General features: G+C 67.7%; 12 protein-coding genes. 9 read left to right on the top strand and 3 right to left on the bottom strand.

Features of this window, described 5'->3' with window-relative positions:
* Complete coding sequence (locus tag LQF09_RS15740; RefSeq protein WP_002931908.1) at positions 1-459, bottom strand: Fur family transcriptional regulator; 459 nt, start codon at positions 457-459, stop codon at positions 1-3.
* 336 nt (positions 460-795) lie between these two features.
* Between LQF09_RS15740 and LQF09_RS15735 the strand changes: the two genes are divergently transcribed.
* The 9 genes from LQF09_RS15735 to LQF09_RS15695 all read left to right on the top strand — a co-directional run bounded on the left by LQF09_RS15735 (position 796) and on the right by LQF09_RS15695 (position 16275).
* On the top strand, positions 796-1389 hold the full coding sequence (locus LQF09_RS15735) for a DUF2796 domain-containing protein (RefSeq protein ID WP_002931910.1): 594 nt from the start codon (positions 796-798) through the stop codon (positions 1387-1389).
* A gap of 11 nt (positions 1390-1400) precedes the next feature.
* Positions 1401-2117, top strand: a complete 717-nt coding sequence (locus tag LQF09_RS15730; protein WP_270068389.1) for an ABC transporter ATP-binding protein — start codon at positions 1401-1403, stop codon at positions 2115-2117.
* A complete protein-coding gene (locus tag LQF09_RS15725) occupies positions 2114-3409 on the top strand; it encodes an ABC transporter permease (protein WP_002931915.1) in 1296 nt (431 codons plus the stop codon). Before LQF09_RS15730 ends, LQF09_RS15725 begins: the two co-directional genes overlap by 4 nt.
* A gap of 43 nt (positions 3410-3452) precedes the next feature.
* The gene (locus LQF09_RS15720) at positions 3453-4073 is read left to right on the top strand and encodes a DUF3299 domain-containing protein (protein WP_002931916.1); all 621 of its coding nucleotides are present in this window, start codon (positions 3453-3455) and stop codon (positions 4071-4073) included.
* A gap of 103 nt (positions 4074-4176) precedes the next feature.
* A complete protein-coding gene (locus LQF09_RS15715) occupies positions 4177-6372 on the top strand; it encodes a type I secretion system permease/ATPase (RefSeq protein ID WP_270068388.1) in 2196 nt (731 codons plus the stop codon).
* A complete protein-coding gene (locus LQF09_RS15710; RefSeq protein ID WP_002931924.1) occupies positions 6372-7790 on the top strand; it encodes an HlyD family type I secretion periplasmic adaptor subunit in 1419 nt (472 codons plus the stop codon). Before LQF09_RS15715 ends, LQF09_RS15710 begins: the two co-directional genes overlap by 1 nt.
* 2 nt (positions 7791-7792) lie before the next feature.
* Positions 7793-8410: a helix-turn-helix transcriptional regulator gene (locus LQF09_RS15705; protein WP_270068387.1), complete on the top strand. Its 618-nt coding sequence runs from the start codon at positions 7793-7795 to the stop codon at positions 8408-8410.
* 129 nt (positions 8411-8539) lie between these two features.
* Positions 8540-15892: a retention module-containing protein gene (locus LQF09_RS15700; protein WP_270068386.1), complete on the top strand. Its 7353-nt coding sequence runs from the start codon at positions 8540-8542 to the stop codon at positions 15890-15892.
* A gap of 56 nt (positions 15893-15948) precedes the next feature.
* Positions 15949-16275: a hypothetical protein gene (locus LQF09_RS15695; RefSeq protein ID WP_270068385.1), complete on the top strand. Its 327-nt coding sequence runs from the start codon at positions 15949-15951 to the stop codon at positions 16273-16275.
* A 48-nt stretch (positions 16276-16323) separates the two neighbouring features.
* Here LQF09_RS15695 and LQF09_RS15690 read toward each other — a convergent pair whose 3' ends face one another.
* Positions 16324-18243 (bottom strand): bifunctional diguanylate cyclase/phosphodiesterase, encoded by a 1920-nt coding sequence (locus LQF09_RS15690; RefSeq protein WP_270068384.1) that lies wholly within the window; start codon positions 18241-18243, stop codon positions 16324-16326.
* Between the two features lie 25 nt (positions 18244-18268).
* The gene (locus LQF09_RS15685; RefSeq protein ID WP_002931944.1) at positions 18269-18964 is read right to left on the bottom strand and encodes a transglutaminase-like cysteine peptidase; all 696 of its coding nucleotides are present in this window, start codon (positions 18962-18964) and stop codon (positions 18269-18271) included.
* Positions 18965-19104: the final 140 nt, after the last annotated feature.

The following is a 19104-nucleotide window of genomic DNA, read 5'->3' as shown; positions in this document are numbered from 1 at the left end:
TCAGGGTGCCCCCACGCCGTTGCGGCCGCAGTCGGCGCAGGCGCCGTGCAGTACCAGCTCGGCGCGGTCGAGCTCGAATCCGGCCGGCAGCGCTGCGCTCGCCGTCGCGGGGATGTCCTCCAGGCACAGCACCTGCCCGCAGCGGTCGCAGTGGAAGTGTGCATGGCGGTGATCGTCGCCGCGGCGGATCTCGAAGTGCCAGGCGCGCTCGCCGCTGGCGATGCGGCGTGCAATGCCCTGTTCCACCAGCCACTCGAGCGCACGGTACAGCGTGACCCGGTCATGGGCGATGCCGCCCGCGTCGAGCGCAGCGGCGACCTCGTCGTGCGATAGCGGATGGCTCGCCGCCTGCAGCACCTCGATGACCGCGATGCGGGTGCGTGTGACGCGACCGCCGTGGGCCGCGATCAGTTCGCGAGCCGGCACGGGTGTGTGGCTGTGGGCAGTGTGCTGGGGCATGGTGTATCCGGAACGGTTTGCGGGCGCTTCGGTCTGGATCTGGTGCTGTATTTGATGCAACATTGTAGCATTAGATGAACCCGTAGCATTCACGCGCATCCAAGGCGGGAAATGCGCTGCGCCTGGTTCCGCCGTAGGAGCGGCGCCAGCCGCGAGCTTTTCGTACCACTCGTGGGGCATGTCGCCTTCAACCCCTCGCGGCTGGCGCCGCTCCTACGGGGGCACCCGCGGCGCCTGCCCATGCGGTAGGAGCGGCGCCAGCCGCGAGCCTTTGATTGACCAACTGCCCTCAGAAACCCGTTCCAGACAACCTTTCGAGCCCGGAGGCGCAACACGATGACCCGAATCCCCGCCCGCAGTACCTTGTCCGCGCTTGGCTGCGCAGCCCTGTTGGCAGTGTCGCCGCTGGCCCAGGCGCAGCATGCCCATGGCGCCCATGAGCACGGCGTTGCCCACCTGAGCGTTGCAACCGATGGTGGCGAACTGCTGATCGAGCTGACGACCCCGCTCGACAACCTGGTCGGCTTCGAGCACGCGCCGCGCACGGCCGCCCAGCGCAAGGCCATGGCTGCTGCCGAGCAGCGTCTGCGCGAGGGTGGGGCGCTGTTCGCACCATCGACCGCGGCCGGTTGCGCGCTGCGGGAGGTCAGCGTCGAATCGCCCTGGCCGCAAGGCGGGGAGCAGGCGGACGGTCACAAACACGACCACAAACACGACCACAAACACGATCATGACCACGGCGATGATGGCCATGCCGACCTCGTCGCCAGCTACCGCTTCGAGTGCTCGGCCCCGGCCGCACTCGAGCGTATCGACACCGCCCTCTTCGACGCCTTCCCGCGCCTGCGCGAGTTGCGCGCGGCGCACGCATCCGGCCGCGGCCAGGGTTCGGCGGTGCTCAAGCCCGGCGCCGCTGCCCTGAAACTGTGAGCGCAGCCGCCGTGCCTGCGGTCCGCCTCGCCGGCCTGCGCTATCGCTGGCCGGGTGCGCCGGCCGACTGCCTCGACATCGAGCGCCTCGACATCGCCAGCGGCGAGCGCGTCTTCCTGCGCGGGCCGAGCGGCAGCGGCAAGACTACGCTGCTGTCGCTGGTCGGCGGTGTGATCCTTCCCCAGGCCGGCTCTGTCGAGGTGTCCGGGCAGGTGCTGGCAGCGCTGTCGTCGGGTGCGCGCGACCGCTTCCGTGCCGACCATGTCGGCTTCGTGTTCCAGCTCTTCAACCTGCTGCCCTGGCTGTCCGCCCTCGACAACATCCTGCTTGCCTGCCGCTTTTCGCCCCAGCGCCGTGCGCGGGTGGCGGCCGCTGGCAGCACGCCGGCGGCCGAGGCAGCACGCCTGGCAGCGCGGCTCGATCTCGACCCCGGCCTGCTCGCGCGCCCTGCGGCGCAGCTGTCGGTCGGCCAGCAGCAGCGCGTGGCCGCCGCACGCGCACTCATCGGCCGTCCCGGCCTGGTGGTGGCCGATGAGCCTACATCCGCGCTCGATGCCGACCGCCAGCAGGCCTTCATTGCGCTCCTGCTCGAGGAGTGCGCCGCAGCCGGTGCCGCCTTGCTCTTCGTGAGCCACGACCAGCGCCTGGCGGCTCACTTCGACCGCGTGCTCGAACTCGACCACATGAACCGCGCCTCGGCAGCGTGCGCGGCGGAGGGCGGCGCATGAGCACCGTGCTCGGCCTCAGCCTGCGCAGCATCGCCAACCGCCGTCTGTCGGTCGGCCTCACGGTGATCGCGGTGGCGCTCGCGGTGGCGCTCCTGCTCGGTGTCGAGCGCCTGCGCAACGACGCCCGCGCCGGCTTTGCGCAGACCATCTCGGGCACCGACCTCGTGGTCGGTGCCCGCAGTGGCCCGGTACAGCTGCTGTTGTACTCGGTCTTTCATCTCGGCAACGCCACCAACAACGTGTCGTGGGCGAGCATCGAGCACATTGCCGCCATGCCCCAGGTCAGCTGGCTGGTACCGATCTCGCTTGGTGATTCCCATCGCGGCCACCGTGTCATCGGCACCACCGTGGGCTTCTTCGAGCATTACCGCCATGGCGACCGGCGCGCGCTGCGTTTCGAACAGGGGCGTGCCTTTGCCGATGCGCCCGCCGAGGTTGCCGGCATCTTCGAGGTCGTGCTCGGTGCCGAAGTGGCCGCGCGCTTCGGCTACCGGCTCGGCCAGCAGATCGTGCTCAGCCACGGCACGCTGGGTGGGCAGGGCGGCCCGCGCTTTGCCGACCACGACGACAAGCCCTTCACCGTCGTCGGCATCCTGGCGCGCAGCGGCACGCCGGTCGATCGTGCGCTGCTGGTGAGCCTGGAAGGCATCGAGGCCATTCACATCGACTGGCATGGGGGCGCGCCCATCCCCGGTCTGCGCATTGCCGCCGAGCATGTGCGCAAGTTCGATCTCCAGCCCAAATCGGTCACCGCTGCCCTCGTCGGCCTGCACAGCCGTACTGCAGTGTTCCGCGTGCAGCGCCAGATCAACGGCCATGGCGACGAGGCGCTCACCGCCATCCTGCCCGGCGCCACGCTGCAGGAGCTGTGGGGGCTGGTCGGCATTGCCGAGAAGGCGCTGCTCGCGGTGTCGGCGCTGGTGGTGGCAGTGGGGCTGGCCGGCATGGTGGCGGTCGTGGTCGCCAGCCTGGGCGAGCGTCGCCGCGAGCTCGCCATCCTGCGCGCGCTCGGGGCCAGCCCGCGCCAGGTGTTCGCGCTGCTTGCAAGCGAGAGCGTGATGCTGGCGCTGGCGGGTATCGCGCTTGGCCTGGCGCTGCTGTATGGTGCGAGCGCGGCGTTGGCGCCGTGGTTGAGTGCCAATCATGGCCTGCAACTGACGCTCGGCTGGCCGACCTCTGGCGAATGGCGCCTGCTCGCGGCGGTGCTGGGGGCCAGCCTGATGGCGAGCCTGGTGCCGGCCTTGCGCGCCTACCGCTATTCGCTTGCCGACGGCATGAGCATCCGCGTCTGACTGCCGGCGAGCGTCCTCACGATGTGAATGGGTTCTACGATCGATGACTGCATCCAAGCTGTGCGCCGTGGTCGGCGCCTCCTTCCTCCTGTTGGCGGCGGTGCCGCAGGTTCAGGCGCAGAGCCAGGCTGCTGGTGCGCCGCAGTACCAGGTAGGCGACCGCCTGGCGGCGCCTGCCGGCAGCGCGAGCGGGCCGTTCCGCGAGCTCAGCTGGGATGAGCTGATGCCCGCCGACTGGAAGCCCGAAGCACTGTTTGCCGACATTAACCTCGACGAGCTCGGCGACAACGACCCGCGCGCCATGGAGGTGCTGCAACGCATCCGCGAGGAGTGGGACCGCGCGCCGGTCGTCGAGCGGCTTGCCGGCGAGCGTGTGCGCATCCCCGGCTTTCTCGTCCCGCTCGAGACCAACGGCGAACAGATCAGCGAGTTCCTGCTCGTGCCGTACTTCGGCGCCTGCGTGCATGTGCCGCCGCCGCCGGCCAACCAGCTCATCCACGTCATCCCCGACAAGGCGGTGCCGGCCGGCTACAACATGCTGCCGGTATGGGTCGAGGGGGTGATGGCGGTGGGGCGGATCGATTCCGACATGGGGGTGGCCGGCTACCAGCTGAGGGGGATGAAGGTCGAGGAGTACATCGACACCGAGCCGCTGCCGGACTGAACCGCAGCAGCAGGCGCCAATGTGACCGAATTAACGCTGCAAGCCCCGGGTTTGACTCAGTTTGGGCGGTTGCCCATAGAATGCGTCCAATTGTTCATCATGGATGACCTTCTGCGTGCAGCAAGCCTCGATCACCCTGGCGCCAGGCGCTGAGCCGGCATCGACCCCGGAGCCGTCGCCGCGCGGCACGGATGCACTGCTCGCTTGCCTGCTGGTCGTGGCCCAGGCGCATGGCTTGTCCGTCACCCGCGAAGCCGTGCTCGCCGGCCTGCCGCTCGAGGGCGGGCGGCTCGGCCCGGCGCTGTTCGAACGCGCGGCAAGCCGGGCCGGGCTGTCGAGCCGCATCGTGCGCCAGGCCCTCGAGCACGTCGAACTCGCGCTGCTGCCCGCAGTGCTGCTGCTCGAGGACGGCCAGGCCTGCGTGCTCATGCGCGTGGACGCAGCCGCCGCCGTGGCCGAGGTGGTGTTTCCCGAGCTTGGCGACAGTGTGGTGACGATGGCGCTCGCCGAGCTGCGCACGCGCTATGTCGGCGTCACCCTGTACGCGCGCCCGCGCCACCGCTTCGATGCGCGTACGCCCGAGGTCCGCGGCACGGGCGCCGGGCACTGGTTCTGGAGCGTGATGGCCGAGAACCGGGCGCTCTACCGCGACGTGCTGCTCGCGGCGCTGGTCATCAACGTGTTCGCGCTCGCGCTGCCCTTGTTCTCGATGAACGTGTATGACCGCGTCGTCCCCAACAATGCCATCGAGACCCTGTGGGCGCTCGCCATTGGCGTCATGATCGTCATCTGCGGCGACTTCGTGCTGCGCATGCTGCGCGGCTACTTCGTCGATCTTGCCGGTAGCCGTGCCGACGTCAAGCTGTCGGCGGTGATCATGGAGAAGGTGCTTGGCCTGCGCATGGAGGCCCGGCCCGACTCGGCCGGCTCCTTCGCCTCCAACCTGCGCGCCTTCGAGTCGGTGCGCGACTTCATCAGCTCGGCGACGGTCACCGCCTTCATCGACCTGCCGTTCGCGCTGCTCTTCGTCATCGTCATCGGCTGGATCGGCTGGCCGATGGTGATCCCCTTCGTCGTCGGCATCACGCTGCTGCTGCTTTACTCGCTCACCGTCCAGCGCCGCATGCATGCGCTGGCCGAAACCACTTACCGCGCCAGCGCGCAGCGTAACGCCACCCTGGTCGAGGGCCTGGTCGGCATGGAGACGGTGAAGGCGATGGGGGCCGAGGCGGTCATCCAGGGCAAGTGGGAGAAAAGCGCAGCGCTGGTCGCAAGCGTCGGCGCACGCCTGCGCCTGCTCGCCGCCACGAGCTCGAACGGCGCCCTGTGGGTGCAGCAGATGGTGAGCCTGTCGACAGTCATCATCGGCGTCTACCTGATCAGCGAGGGCGAGCTCACCATGGGCGGCCTCATCGCCTGCTACCTGCTGTCCTCGCGCGCGATGGCGCCGATCGGCCAGGTCGCCGGGCTGCTGGTGCAGTACCACTCCGCAGCGACCGCCTTCGAATCGCTCGAGGAGCTGATGCAGCGCCCGGTCGAGCGTCCGCAGGACAAGCGCTTCCTGAGCCGTCCGCTGCTGCGCGGCGACATCGAGTTCCGCAACGTCAGCTTCGCCTACGGCGAGGGCGAAATGCCGGCCCTGCGCGAGGTTTCCTTCACCATCCGTACCGGCGAGCGCGTGGGTATCCTGGGCCGTGTCGGTTCAGGCAAGACCACGCTCGAGAAGCTCATCCTCGGGCTCTACCAGCCCACCGGCGGCGCCGTGCTGGTCGACGGCATCGACCTGCGCCAGCTCGACCCCGCCGAGCTGCGCCGCAACATCGGCTATGTGCCGCAGGATGTCACCCTGTTCTACGGCTCCCTGCGTGACAACATCGTCATCGGCATGCCGGAGGCGGGCGACGACAAGGTGTTGCGTGCCGCGCGCATTGCGGGCATCGCCGACTTCGTCGACGCCCACCCGCACGGTTACGGCATGCTCGTCGGCGAACGTGGCGAATCGCTCTCCGGCGGGCAGCGCCAGGGCGTGGCCATCGCCCGTGCGCTGGTCGCCGACCCGCCCATCCTGCTGCTCGACGAGCCTTCTGCCTCGATGGACCACGCCAGCGAGGAGGCGCTCAAGCAGCAGCTGCGCGCGCACGGCGCCGGCAAGACGCTGATCGTGATCACGCACCGAACCTCGCTGCTCGATCTGGTCGACCGCATCATCGTCATCGACGCCGGTCGCATCGTCGCCGACGGGCCCAAGGCCCAGGTGGTCGACGCCCTGCGCCAGGGCCGTATCGGGAGGGCTGGCTGATGTTGCCGCGCATGCAGCGTTCCCTGTTCGACAAGGTTGGCGAGGTGTCCCAGGGCTCGACGCAGCTCGGCGGTGGTGCGCTCGACCGCCTGGTGCGCAGCGCCGCCCGTGGCGACCGCCCGGGCGCCGATGACTGGATGGGCGAGGCCGACTGGGCCCGCCTGCAGCAGGAGCCGCTGCGCGCACGCGGCCTGCTGTGGATCATCGCCCTCGTGCTGGTCGCGCTGGTCGTGTGGGCGGCGCTGGCCGAACTCGATGAGGTCACGCGCGGCGAGGCGCGTGTCATTCCGTCGTCGCAGCTGCAGGTGGTGCAGTCCTTCGATGGTGGTGTGGTCGAGGAGATCGCCGTACGCGAAGGCCAGGTCGTCGACACCGGCGAGCTGCTGTTGCGCATCGACCCCACGCGCTTCGTCTCGACCCTGCTCGAAAGCCGCGCCACCGCGCAGGCGCTGCAGGCCAGGGCAGCCCGCCTGGAGGCGCTCACGCGCGGCGGCGAGTTCGCCGTCGCTGCAGAGCTCGAGCGCGAGATCCCCGACATCGTCGCCCACGAACGCCGCATGTTCGAGACCAGTCGCGAGGGTATCAACGCCCAGATCGCCATTGCCCGCCAGCAGCTCAGCCAGCGACAGCAGGAACTCAACGAAGTGCGCGCACGCCGCGATCAGGCTGCACGCGGCCTCGATCTTGCGGTGCGCGAGCTTGACGTGACCCGGCCGCTGGTGCGTTCCGGCGCGGTGTCCGACGTCGACATCCTGCGTCTCGAGCGCGATGTCGCACGCATGCGCGGCGAGCGCGACCAGGCTGCGGCGCAGATCTCGCGCGTGCAGGCCGCAATCACCGAAGCCGAAGGCAAGATCCAGGAGGTCGAGCTGGCGGTGCGCAACCAGTGGCGCGCCGAGCTCTCCGACACCATGAGCAAGCTCGGCAGCCTGTCCGAGGGCGCCCGTGGGCTCGAGGACCGCGTCAAGCACGCCGAGATCCGCTCGCCGATGCGTGGCACCGTCAAGCGCCTGCTCGTCAATACCGTGGGCGGCGTGGTACAGCCCGGCCGCGAGGTGGTCGAGATCGTCCCGCTCGACGACGCTCTGCTGCTCGAGGCGCGCATCAAGCCCAGGGACATCGGCTTCCTGCGCCCCGAGCAGCCGGCCGTGGTCAAGTTCAGCGCCTACGACTTCGCCATCTACGGTGGGCTCGATGCCGTCGTCGAGCACATCTCGGCCGATACCGTGCTCGATGACAAGGGCAACGCCTTCTACATCGTGCGCGTGCGCACACTGCAGAACGAGCTCGGCGAGGGGATGCCGATCATCCCCGGCATGGTCGCCGACGTCGACATCCTCACCGGCAAGAAGAGCGTGCTCGCCTACCTCGCCAAACCCGTGCTGCGCGCCAAGGCCAACGCACTGACGGAGCGCTGAGCATGACCGAATACTTCATCAGCCCCAGCGCGCGGGCGCTCGACGCCTGGCGCAAGGCTTTCTCGAGTGCGGTGGTGCTTGGTTCCGCCGAACAGCTGCCGGCACTGGCCGCGGATGACCTCGTCTGGGTCGATGTCGAACTCGACGATTGGGCCGGCACGGTACGCAGTCTGACCGAGAGGGGCGTGCGCGTGGTCGTCGTGTCGGCCCTGCCCGCGGACGAGCAGGCCCTGCGTGCGCTCGACAGCGGCGCGCGCGGCTACTGCCATGCATTCGCCGCCGCCGGCTTGTTCCACGAGGTGGCGCTCGTCGTGCGCCATGGTGGTCTGTGGGTTGGTCCCCATCTATTGGCGCGCTTGATAACCGGGCTGGCGCCGCAACTCGCCCAGGCACCCGAGGCGCCAGCTGCACCCGCGCTCGATGAGCTCAGCCCGCGCGAGCGTGAGGTGACGATCGCTGTTGCCGAAGGGCTCACCAACAAGCAGGTCGCCTTGCGTCTCGACATCTCCGAACGCACGGTCAAGGCGCACCTGGCGGCGGTCTTCGACAAGCTCGGCGTCCCCGACCGCCTGCAGCTCGCCTTACTCGTCTCCCGCGTCGGCGCTCAAGCCCAAGCGTGACGTAGTTCGCAGCCTGTCCACCTGGACAATGGCGCCTGTGCCGATGCCTCCGTACGCTTGCCAGCATCATGATTCTTGGTGCCCGGTCGCATCACGCGGCCAAGCGGCGCATAACGGAGAGCGAACGAAATGGCTGAAGCCCAGGTGGTTGGAAACGTCGTCTACGTCAGTGGTCAGGTTCTCGCCCGCAACGCCGATGGCGAACTGCGCGTGCTCAAGGTCGGCGATACCGTCCTCGAAGGTGAGGTCATCATCACCGGCCCCGGCGCCCGCGTCGAACTCTCCCACGCCGACGGCGCCACCACCCTCGTCCCCGAAGACAGCAGCGTCCTCGTAGCCGCCGACATGGGCGAGGCCGGTCGTGCCGACGCCCGTGCAGCCGCTGTCGAAGACGCCACCATCGCCCAGGTCATCCAGGCCATCGAAGCCGGGCAGGACCTGGGCGAAGTGCTCGAGGACCCGGCAGCCGGCCTGGCTGGCGGCGGCGCGGGCGAAGGCAGCAGCTTCGTGCGGCTGCTGCGCATCAGCGAGGACCTGGAAGGTGCGGGGCCGGTCGTCGATGGCAATGCTGAGGGCGATCGTCTCGAGTTCACCGCAGGCGCAGTCGATGGGCGGGCGGGTGCTGCGGCTGATGACGACGGCGCCCCCGTCGACACCCTGGCTCCGAGCGTCGTGGTGACGATCAATCCGGACGGGACTGTCAGTATTGTCTTCAGCGAGCCGCCGGTGGGCTTTGAGTCGAGCGACGTCGTTGTGACCAACGGTTCGATTTCCAACCTGGTGCAAGATCCGACCGACCCGACGCGCTGGACGGCTGATCTGACTCCGGCGGCTGGTTTTGAAGGTACCGTCACGGTCGAGATTCCCGCCGGTAGCTACACCGATGCGGCGGGCAATTCGGGCGGTGGCGGCAGCGACAGCACCGTGGTTGACACGCTCGCCCCGAGCGTCAATGTCACCATCAACCCCAACGGCACGGTCAGCTTCGTGTTCAGCGAGGCGCCGGTGGGCTTCGAGGCGAGCGACGTTGTTGTGACCAACGGTTCGATTTCGAACCTGGTGCAAGATCCGACCGACCCGACGCGCTGGACGGCTGATCTGACTCTGGGCGCGGGCTTTGAAGGCAACGTCACCGTCGAAGTCCCGGCAGGTAGCTACACCGACGTGGCCGGCAATGTCGGTAGTGGCGATAGCGACAGAACGGCAGTCGACACGCTTGCCCCGAGCGTCAATGTCACGATCAACCCGGACGGTACGGTGAGCTTCGTCTTCAGCGAAGCGCCGGTGGGCTTCGAGGCTGCAGACGTTGTCGTGACGAACGGCAGCATCAGCAATCTGGTGCAGGACCCGACCGACCCGACGCGCTGGACGGCTGATCTGACTCCGGCCGCTGGCTTCGAGGGCAACGTCACCGTCGAAGTCCCGGCAGGTAGCTACACCGACGTGGCCGGCAATGCTGGCAGTGGCGATAGCGACAGCACGGCAGTCGACACGCTCGCGCCGAGCGTCAATGTCACGATCAATCCGGATGGCACGGTGAGCTTCGTGTTCAGCGAAGCCCCGCTGGGCTTTGAGGCGAGCGATGTCGTCGTCACGAACGGTTCGATCTCGAACTTGGTGCAAGATCCGACCGACCCGACGCGCTGGACCGCCGACCTCACGCCGGCCGCTGGCTTCGAGGGCAACGTCACCGTCGAAGTCCCGGCAGGTAGCTACACCGACGTGGCTGGCAATGCCGGTAGCGGCGATAGCGACAGTACGGCAGTCGACACGCTCGCGCCGAGCGTCAATGTCACGATCAACCCGGATGGCACGGTGAGCTTCGTGTTCAGCGAAGCCCCGGTGGGCTTTGAGGCGAGCGACATCGTCGTCACCAACGGTTCGATCTCGAACCTGGTGCAAGACCCGACCGACCCGACGCGCTGGACGGCCGACCTGACTCCGGCCGCGGGCTTTGAAGGCACGGTGACCGTCGAAGTCTCCGCCGGCAGCTACACCGACGTGGCCGGTAATGTCGGCAGTGGCGATAGCGACAGCACCGCGGTCGACACGCTCGCCCCGAGCGTCAACGTCACGATCAACCCGGACGGTACCGTCAGCTTCGTCTTCAGCGAAGCCCCCGTGGGCTTCGAGGCTGCAGACGTCGTTGTGACCAATGGCAGCATCAGCAATCTGGTGCAGGACCCGACCGACCCGACCCGCTGGACCGCCGACCTGACCCCGGCCGCTGGTTTCGAGGGCAACGTCACGGTCGAAGTCCCCGCCGGCAGCTACACCGACGTGGCTGGCACTGCCGGTAGCGGCGATAGCGACAGCACCGCGGTCGACACGCTTGCCCCGAGTGTCAACGTCACGATCAACCCGGATGGCACGGTGAGCTTCGTGTTCAGCGAAGCGCCGGTGGGCTTCGAGGCGAGCGATGTCGTCGTCACGAACGGCAGCATCAGCAACCTCGTCCAGGACCCGACTGACCCGACCCGTTGGACCGCCGACCTCACGCCGGCCGCGGGCTTTGAAGGCACGGTGACCGTCGAAGTCCCCGCCGGCAGCTACACCGACGTGGCCGGCAATGTCGGCAGTGGCGATAGCGACAGCACCGCGGTCGACACGCTTGCGCCGAGCGTCAACGTCACGATCAACCCGGACGGTACCGTCAGCTTCGTGTTCAGCGAAGCCCCCGTGGGCTTCGAGGCTGCAGACGTCGTTGTGACCAATGGCAGCATCAGCAACCTCGTCCAGGACCCGACCGACCCGACCCGCTGGACGGCGGATCTGACCCCGGCCGCTGGTTTTGAAGGTACGGTCACGGTCGAGATTCCCGCCGGTAGCTACACCGACGTCGCCGGCAACGCCGGTAGCGGCGATAGCGACAGCACCGCGGTCGACACGCTCGCCCCGAGCGTCAACGTCACGATCAACCCGGACGGTACCGTCAGCTTCGTGTTCAGCGAAGCGCCGGTGGGCTTTGAAGCTGCCGATGTGGTCGTCACCAACGGTTCGATCTCGAACCTGGTGCAAGATCCGACCGACCCGACGCGCTGGACGGCTGATCTGACTCCGGTCGCTGGCTTCGAGGGCAACGTCACCGTCGAAGTCCCGGCAGGTAGCTACACCGACGTGGCCGGCAATGTCGGTAGTGGCGATAGCGACAGCACGGCAGTCGACACGCTTGCCCCGAGCGTCAATGTCACGATCAACCCGGACGGTACGGTGAGCTTCGTCTTCAGCGAAGCGCCGGTGGGCTTCGAGGCTGCAGACGTTGTCGTCACCAACGGCAGCATCAGCAATCTGGTGCAGGACCCGACCGACCCGACGCGCTGGACGGCTGATCTGACTCCGGTCGCTGGCTTCGAGGGCAACGTCACCGTCGAAGTCCCGGCCGGTAGCTACACTGACGTGGCTGGCAATGCCGGTAGCGGCGATAGCGACAGCACGGCAGTCGACACGCTCGCGCCGAGCGTCAATGTCACGATCAATCCGGATGGCACGGTGAGCTTCGTGTTCAGCGAAGCCCCGCTGGGCTTTGAGTCGAGCGACGTCGTTGTGACCAACGGTTCGATTTCGAATCTGGTGCAAGATCCGACTGACCCGACGCGCTGGACGGCCGATCTGAGCCCGGCCGCGGACTTCGAGGGCAATGTCACCGTCGAAGTCCCGGCCGGTAGCTACACCGACGTGGCCGGCAATGCCGGTAGCGGCGATAGCGATAGTACGGCAGTCGACACGCTCGCCCCGAGCGTCAACGTCACGATCAACCCGGATGGCACGGTGAGCTTCGTGTTCAGCGAAGCCCCGGTGGGCTTTGAAGCGAGCGACGTCGTTGTGACCAACGGTTCGATTTCCAACCTGGTCCAGGACCCGACCGACCCGACGCGCTGGACGGCTGATCTGACTCCGGCCGCCGGCTTTGAAGGCACGGTGACCGTCGAAGTCCCCGCCGGCAGCTACACCGACGTGGCTGGCAATGCCGGTAGCGGCGATAGCGACAGCACCGCGGTGGATACCTTGGCCCCGAGCGTCAATGTCACGATCAACCCGGACGGTACCGTTAGCTTCGTGTTCAGCGAAGCCCCGGTGGGCTTCGAGGCGAGCGACATCGTCGTCACCAACGGTTCGATCTCGAATCTGGTGCAAGATCCGACCGACCCGACGCGCTGGACGGCCGATCTGACCCCGGCCGCGGGTTTCGAAGGCAATGTCACGGTTGAAGTCCCCGCCGGCAGCTACACCGACGTGGCCGGCAATGTCGGTAGTGGCGATAGCGACAGCACGGCAGTCGACACGCTTGCCCCGAGTGTCAATGTCACGATCAACCCGGACGGCACCGTCAGCTTCGTGTTCAGCGAGGCGCCGGTGGGCTTTGAGTCGAGCGACGTCGTTGTGACCAACGGTTCGATTTCCAACCTGGTCCAGGACCCGACCGACCCGACGCGCTGGACGGCTGATCTGACCCCGGCCGCCGGCTTTGAAGGCACGGTGACCGTCGAAGTCCCCGCCGGTAGCTATACCGACGTCGCCGGCAATGCCGGTAGCGGCGATAGCGACAGCACCGCGGTGGATACCTTGGCCCCGAGCGTCAATGTCACGATCAATCCGGATGGCACGGTGAGCTTCGTGTTCAGCGAAGCCCCGGTGGGCTTCGAGGCGAGCGACGTCGTCGTCACCAACGGCAGCATCAGCAATCTGGTGCAAGATCCGACCGACCCGACCCGCTGGACCGCCGACCTGACCCCGGCCGCCGGCTTTGAAGGCACGGTGACCGTCGAAGTCCCCGCAGGCAGCTACACCGACGTGGCCGGCAACGCCGGTAGCGGCGATAGCGACAGCACCGCGGTGGATACCTTGGCCCCGAGCGTCAATGTCACGATCAATCCGGATGGCACGGTGAGCTTCGTGTTCAGCGAAGCCCCGGTGGGCTTTGAAGCTGCCGATGTGGTCGTCACCAACGGTTCGATCTCGAACCTGGTGCAAGATCCGACCGACCCGACGCGCTGGACGGCTGATCTGACTCCGGCGGCTGGTTTCGAGGGCAACGTCACCGTCGAAGTCCCGGCAGGCAGCTACACTGACGTGGCTGGCAATGCCGGTAGCGGCGATAGCGACAGCACCGCGGTCGACACGCTCGCGCCGAGCGTCAACGTCACGATCAACCCGGATGGCACGGTGAGCTTCGTCTTCAGCGAAGCGCCGGTGGGCTTTGAAGCTGCCGACATCGTCGTCACCAACGGTTCGATCTCGAACCTGGTGCAAGACCCGACCGACCCGACGCGCTGGACCGCCGACCTCACGCCGGCCGCGGGTTTCGAAGGCAATGTCACCGTCGAAGTCCCCGCCGGCAGCTACACCGACGTGGCCGGCAATGCCGGTAGCGGCGATAGCGACAGTACGGCAGTCGACACGCTCGCCCCGAGCGTCAACGTCACGATCAACCCGGATGGCACGGTGAGCTTCGTCTTCAGCGAAGCGCCGGTGGGCTTCGAGGCGAGCGATGTCGTCGTCACCAACGGCAGCATCAGCAACCTCGTCCAGGACCCGACCGACCCGACCCGCTGGACGGCTGATCTGACTCCGGCCGCCGGCTTTGAAGGCACGGTGACCGTCGAAGTCCCCGCCGGCAGCTACACCGACGTCGCCGGCAATGTCGGCAGTGGCGATAGCGACAGCACGCTGATCGATACCAGCGCGGCGATTACCGTCAGTCTTAATAACGTCGGTAGTGCCAATGTCACCGCGGTGCCGATCACCGGTACCACCACCAGTGTGGAGCCCGGCCAGACGGTCACGCTCGTCATCAGCGACAACGACCCCGCCACGCCGGATGTGACGGTCACGACCACGGTCAATGCCGACGGCAGCTACAGCACCACGGCCAACCTCAGCGCGCTCACCGATGGTCCGCTTACGGTCACCGCCACGGTTACCGACCTTGCCGGCAACACGGCTGTGGATAGCGACAACGGGGTGAAGGCCATCGCCGACACGCCCAACCTCGCGCCCATCAACGACATCTTCATCCTCACGCCCGGCAGCACCGTCATCTCCACGGGTGGTAGCGACACGGTGGTCACGCCGGGCGACAACAACTCCGGCAATGGTGTCTTGAGGGCGGATCTCGAGCGCGAGCTTGGCCTGCCCAGCGGCTACCTGAGCAACCGTTTCAATCCAGTGGGCGAAAACGTCACCCACAACGGCAACGTCACCGTGCTCGACGGCAAGGTCACCGAATCGCATCACGCAATGACGGCCGGCTCCACGGTGAGCTGGAACTACATCTTCACCAACGGCGAGAACCTCGCGTCCGAGGTTGCGAATGGCTTCAACGACCTGGTCGTGCTCATCGTGACCGATCCCTCCGGCGCCAAGCAGTCGATCCTGGTCAACGCCTCCGAGGTCAAGTTCCCGCAAAGCAGCGTCAGCGACAGCTTCACCTTCACCGCCAGCGCCGATGGCCAGTACAGCTTCCAGTGGCTGGTGCTCAACGGTGGCGACCGCCTCAAGGACTCGTCGCTGCAGCTGTCTGCGCCGCGCTTTGGCGCGCCGGGCGATGCTGCGGCCTACGGTGCGCCTGTGCGCCTGCCCGTGTTTGCCGAACTGGCTGACAAGAGCGGGTCCGAGGTGCTCACCGTCGTCGTCTCCGGCGTTCCTGCCGGCGCCCGCTTCACCTCGGGTACCGACAACGGCGACGGCACCTGGACCTTCACCGCGGCCGAGCTCGGCAACCTGCTGCTGATGCCGCCTGCAGGCTTCTCCGGCTCGATGGCGCTCACCGTCACTGCGATCGCACGTGAGACCGCGAATGACGACACCGCGGTCAGCCAGCAGACCGTCAACATCACCTTCAACCAGACCGACTCCACCGTCACCAACAGCACCAGCGCGGGCCAGACGCTCAACGGCACCGGCGGCGACGATCTCATCCGCGGCTATGCGGGCGACGACACCATCAACGGCGGTGCCGGCGACGACCTCATCTTCGGCGGAGCCGACAATGACACCCTGCGTGGCGGGGCGGGTAACGACTGGCTGTATGGCGGGCAGGGCAACGACACCCTGTACGGCGATGCCGGCAACGACGTCCTCGTCGGCGGTGCGGGTAACGACACCCTGTATGGTGGTGCCGGAGCCGACGTGTTCAAGTGGCAGTTCGGCGACCAGGGCAGCACCAGCGCGCCCGCGGTCGACGTGGTCAAGGACTTCAGCGTGAGCCAGGGCGACGTGCTCGACCTGCGCGACCTGCTGATCGGCGAATCCCATCAGGGCATCGACGCCGGCAACCTCGCCGACTACCTCGACTTCAGCTTCGAGCCGGGCGCGGGCTCCGCCGCCGGGACGACCGTCATCGCGGTCAAGACCCAGGGGGCAGCAATGACGGGGCCGGACCAGATCATCCGCCTCGAAGGTGTCGACCTGCTGGGCGGCCTGGCCGACGACAATCAGATCATCCAGAACCTGCTCAGCAGCGGCCGGTTGATCACCGACTGACCATGTCCCAATGGCCTGCCGGGGCAACCCGGCGGGCCACCGCAAGAGGCTCAGGCATGCCTTACGTAGAACGCAACGCCGGTGGAGACATTGTCGCCGTCAGCGCCACCGAAGACGCGATCCACCGTCACCTCGTCGACGCCGAAGACCCGCAACTGCGGGTCTTCCTGCACAAGCTCAGCGCCACCCCCGGGCTCGCCGAGACGGATCTGCACATGGTCCGCGTGCTCGAGGATCTCATCGACCTGCTCGTCGAACGCGCGGTGATCCGCTTTACCGACCTGCCGCCCGCGGCCCAGGAGAAGCTCAGCGCACGGCGCAGCGCACGGGTCTCGATGCGCAGCCTGCACCTGCTCGACGACGCCGACGGACAGGTGCTCTGACCTACCGCGTCCGCCGCGCCCTGGCCCGCTGTCCGCAGGCCCGGGCGCTCATGCTTGCGCCTGCACGCCTGGTCCGGTCACCCCGTCCACCCCCAGGCGTGTCAGCGCCGCTTGCTCCTGTGCCGTGCTCACGCCCTCGGCAATGACCTGCACGCCGATGCTGTGCGCCAGCATGCACAGGCTGCGCAGTACGTTCTGGTTGCCGGGCTCGGTGTCGATGCTGCGCACCATGGACGCATCCACCTTGATGTAGTCCAGGCCCAGGTCGTGCAAGTCACCGATGCGCTTGAGCTCACGGCCGCAATGCTCGATGCCGATCCGGCAGCCAAGCGGCTTGAGCATCTGGCACAGCTCGCGGAACTCCGCAGGATGCTGCACCACGCCGTATTCCGGCACCTCGACCCACAGCTTGCGTGCAGCCTCGGGTCGGCTGTCGAGCAGCGTCTGCAGATGGTTGCGGAAGGCTGCATCGCACAGCGACTCGGCCGATATGTTGATGCCCAGCGCTGACGGTTCCTGCTCCACGTCCAGCAACGCACGTCGCACCACCTCGGCGTCGATCCGGCTCACCAGCCCGAGGCGCGCCGCCCAAGGCATGAAGTAGCCCGCGCTCTGCCACTCGCCACCCATCTCCAGGCGCACCGGCGCCTCCTGGTGCAACACGGCGCCGCCTGTCGACAGCACCGGGAAGCGTGCCAGCATCATCCGCGACTTCAGCACGGCATCCTCGATCGCGCAGCGCCAACCATGCAGGTCGGTATGCGGCAGGGGCGGCCGGTCGGGGTCGGCGATGCGGATCATGCGCGCGCCGTCCTGCTCGGCCCCCGCCAGCGCCCCGTCGGTATGGGCGAGCAGCGCCTTCAGCGCCGTGCCTGGTGCAAACGCGCATGCCCCCAGCGCAAAGGCCACCTCCAAGTGCTCGCCTTCGCCAGCGTGGGCGATCGCGCGGTCGATCTCCACCTGCATGCGCTGGGCGACTGCGGCGGCATCTTCCTCGCCGCAGGCCAGCAGCGCAAAATCGGTACCGTTCAGTCGTCCTGCCTCCCAGCCCGGCTGCGACGACGCCAGGTGCAGCAGGTGATGGCCGAGCGTGCGCAGCAGGGCATCGACCGCCGGTCGTCCCAGGCGGCGGTTCAGCGCAGCCATGTCGGCAATGCGCGCGATCGCCAGCGTGCCGCCGGCACGCGCATCCTCACGCTCCAGGGCGCTCTCCACCTGGCGCAGGAACTGGGCACGGGTCATCAGGCAGGTCAGTGCGTCATGCTGGCTCTGGAAGCGCAGCGCCTCCAGGCGCTCGGCCTCCTCACCCAGCATCTGCCGCACCCTGCCCGACAAGGCGTTCATCGCCCCCACCACGCGGCGGAACTCCAGCGTCCCCGGTTCGGCTGTGGTGACGAAGCGACGCTCGCCGATCGCGCTCGCCTGCGCGACCACATCGTCGAGCGGGCTCAGAATGCGCTTGAGCAACACCGTGCCCAGCGCACCGCATACAAGCCCGCCGGCAGCAAACCACAGCAGCAGGTCAAGCGTCGATCGCCACAGCGACTCATAGGCGTAGCGGTCGTGGCTCTCGACCTGCAGCGTGCCGAACTGGCGCCAGCCATCCTGCACCTGCGCCACGCCCGCACCGGCATGCATCGGGATCAGCTGGCGGAACCAGGCCGGCGCCGCCTCGGCCCCGCCAGTTTGCGCCTGCTCGGCGATCGTCTCGCCGTTGGGCGCGGTCAGGCGGATCAGCCGGTAGTGGCCGGTGTCCATGCGCGCCGCCAACTGCAGCTCGATGCTCACCGGGTCCTTCGGCAGATGAGACAGCGCCAGCGCCAGCGCCCCTGCGTTGTCGATGTTCTTCACCGTCATCGCCTGCACCAGGTAAGCCCGCGCCGACAGGGTGCCCACGACCAGGCTTCCTCCCAGCGCGAGCACGGTCAGGCAGACGGTTGCGATCCACAGCTTCTTGATCAGGGACATGATGGGTGCATCCTTGCAGAGATCTTCATTTTCTCAGTTCGAGCCCTTCGCTCGCCATGCGCTCGAGCACGCTGCGCCAGCGCGACAGGCGCGCCGTCGGGTCTGCGGACGAGGTGCTCGCGCCCTGTACCCACAGGCCTTCGCTGGTGAAGCTGAAAATCGGAAACAGGTCGGGGCGGCGGCTGGCCGGGCGAATCTCGCCTACCAGGTTGTCCAGGATCAGCGGCTCGGCGTCGGCCGATTCGAAATAGCCCACCACCATATGAGCCTGCGACACCGTGCTTTGCGGCCCGCCGATGCGGGCTCGCACGTAGATCAGGCGCAGCCGCTCGGCCGGCATGCCCAGCGCAATCAGGCTGGCGTACTTGGCGATTGCAAAATCCTCGCAATCGCCTGCGCCGCGCGCAAGCATCTCAAGCGGCGTCGCCCAGTAGTCCGCTTGCCGCCAAACCACGATGTCATCCTCGAAGCGCACCCGGCGGTTGAAGAACCCATTCACGCGCGCCAACTGGTCCGCCGTCTCCAGCGCCGCCGCCTCGCCCAGCATCGCACGCCAGTCGCGCACCTGCTCGGCCACTGCGTCGCCGTGGCGGGCGAGGGCGATGCGCTCCATGTGCTCGAAGTCGGCCTCGGCCAGCACGCGCGACAAGCCGCCCGCCAGCGCCAGTATGGCGAGCAGGTAACAAACCGTCCTGGAAAGGGCGACGAGAGTCAGGGGCATGACATAATGCTGGCCGGGTGCTCACGATTATGCGGGATCGGCCGTGATGCGGCACAGCGCTGACCGCGCCACGACGTGACCCAGGACACGCCGGAGCCGGTAAATGCGCATGGCTTGTGCATTGCGTCACCGATTGCCGT

It is taken from the genome of Thauera sp. WB-2 (assembly GCF_027594845.1).
Taxonomy (GTDB): Bacteria; Pseudomonadota; Gammaproteobacteria; order Burkholderiales; family Rhodocyclaceae; genus Thauera; species Thauera mechernichensis.
This window is presented reverse-complemented; position numbering and strand designations above follow the sequence as displayed.

Excerpts from the sequence above, each read along its gene's own strand:
- LQF09_RS15685 (WP_002931944.1), bottom strand. The coding sequence starts at position 18,964 with ATGCCCCTGACTCTCGTCGCCCTTTCCAGGACGGTTTGTTACCTGCTC.
- LQF09_RS15720 (WP_002931916.1), top strand. The coding sequence starts at position 3,453 with ATGACTGCATCCAAGCTGTGCGCCGTGGTCGGCGCCTCCTTCCTCCTG.
- LQF09_RS15700 (WP_270068386.1), top strand. The coding sequence starts at position 8,540 with ATGGCTGAAGCCCAGGTGGTTGGAAACGTCGTCTACGTCAGTGGTCAG.
- LQF09_RS15690 (WP_270068384.1), bottom strand. The coding sequence starts at position 18,243 with ATGTCCCTGATCAAGAAGCTGTGGATCGCAACCGTCTGCCTGACCGTG.
- LQF09_RS15735 (WP_002931910.1), top strand. The coding sequence starts at position 796 with ATGACCCGAATCCCCGCCCGCAGTACCTTGTCCGCGCTTGGCTGCGCA.
- LQF09_RS15715 (WP_270068388.1), top strand. The coding sequence starts at position 4,177 with ATGACCTTCTGCGTGCAGCAAGCCTCGATCACCCTGGCGCCAGGCGCT.
- LQF09_RS15695 (WP_270068385.1), top strand. The coding sequence starts at position 15,949 with ATGCCTTACGTAGAACGCAACGCCGGTGGAGACATTGTCGCCGTCAGC.
- LQF09_RS15705 (WP_270068387.1), top strand. The coding sequence starts at position 7,793 with ATGACCGAATACTTCATCAGCCCCAGCGCGCGGGCGCTCGACGCCTGG.
- LQF09_RS15740 (WP_002931908.1), bottom strand. The coding sequence starts at position 459 with ATGCCCCAGCACACTGCCCACAGCCACACACCCGTGCCGGCTCGCGAA.
- LQF09_RS15725 (WP_002931915.1), top strand. The coding sequence starts at position 2,114 with ATGAGCACCGTGCTCGGCCTCAGCCTGCGCAGCATCGCCAACCGCCGT.
- LQF09_RS15710 (WP_002931924.1), top strand. The coding sequence starts at position 6,372 with ATGTTGCCGCGCATGCAGCGTTCCCTGTTCGACAAGGTTGGCGAGGTG.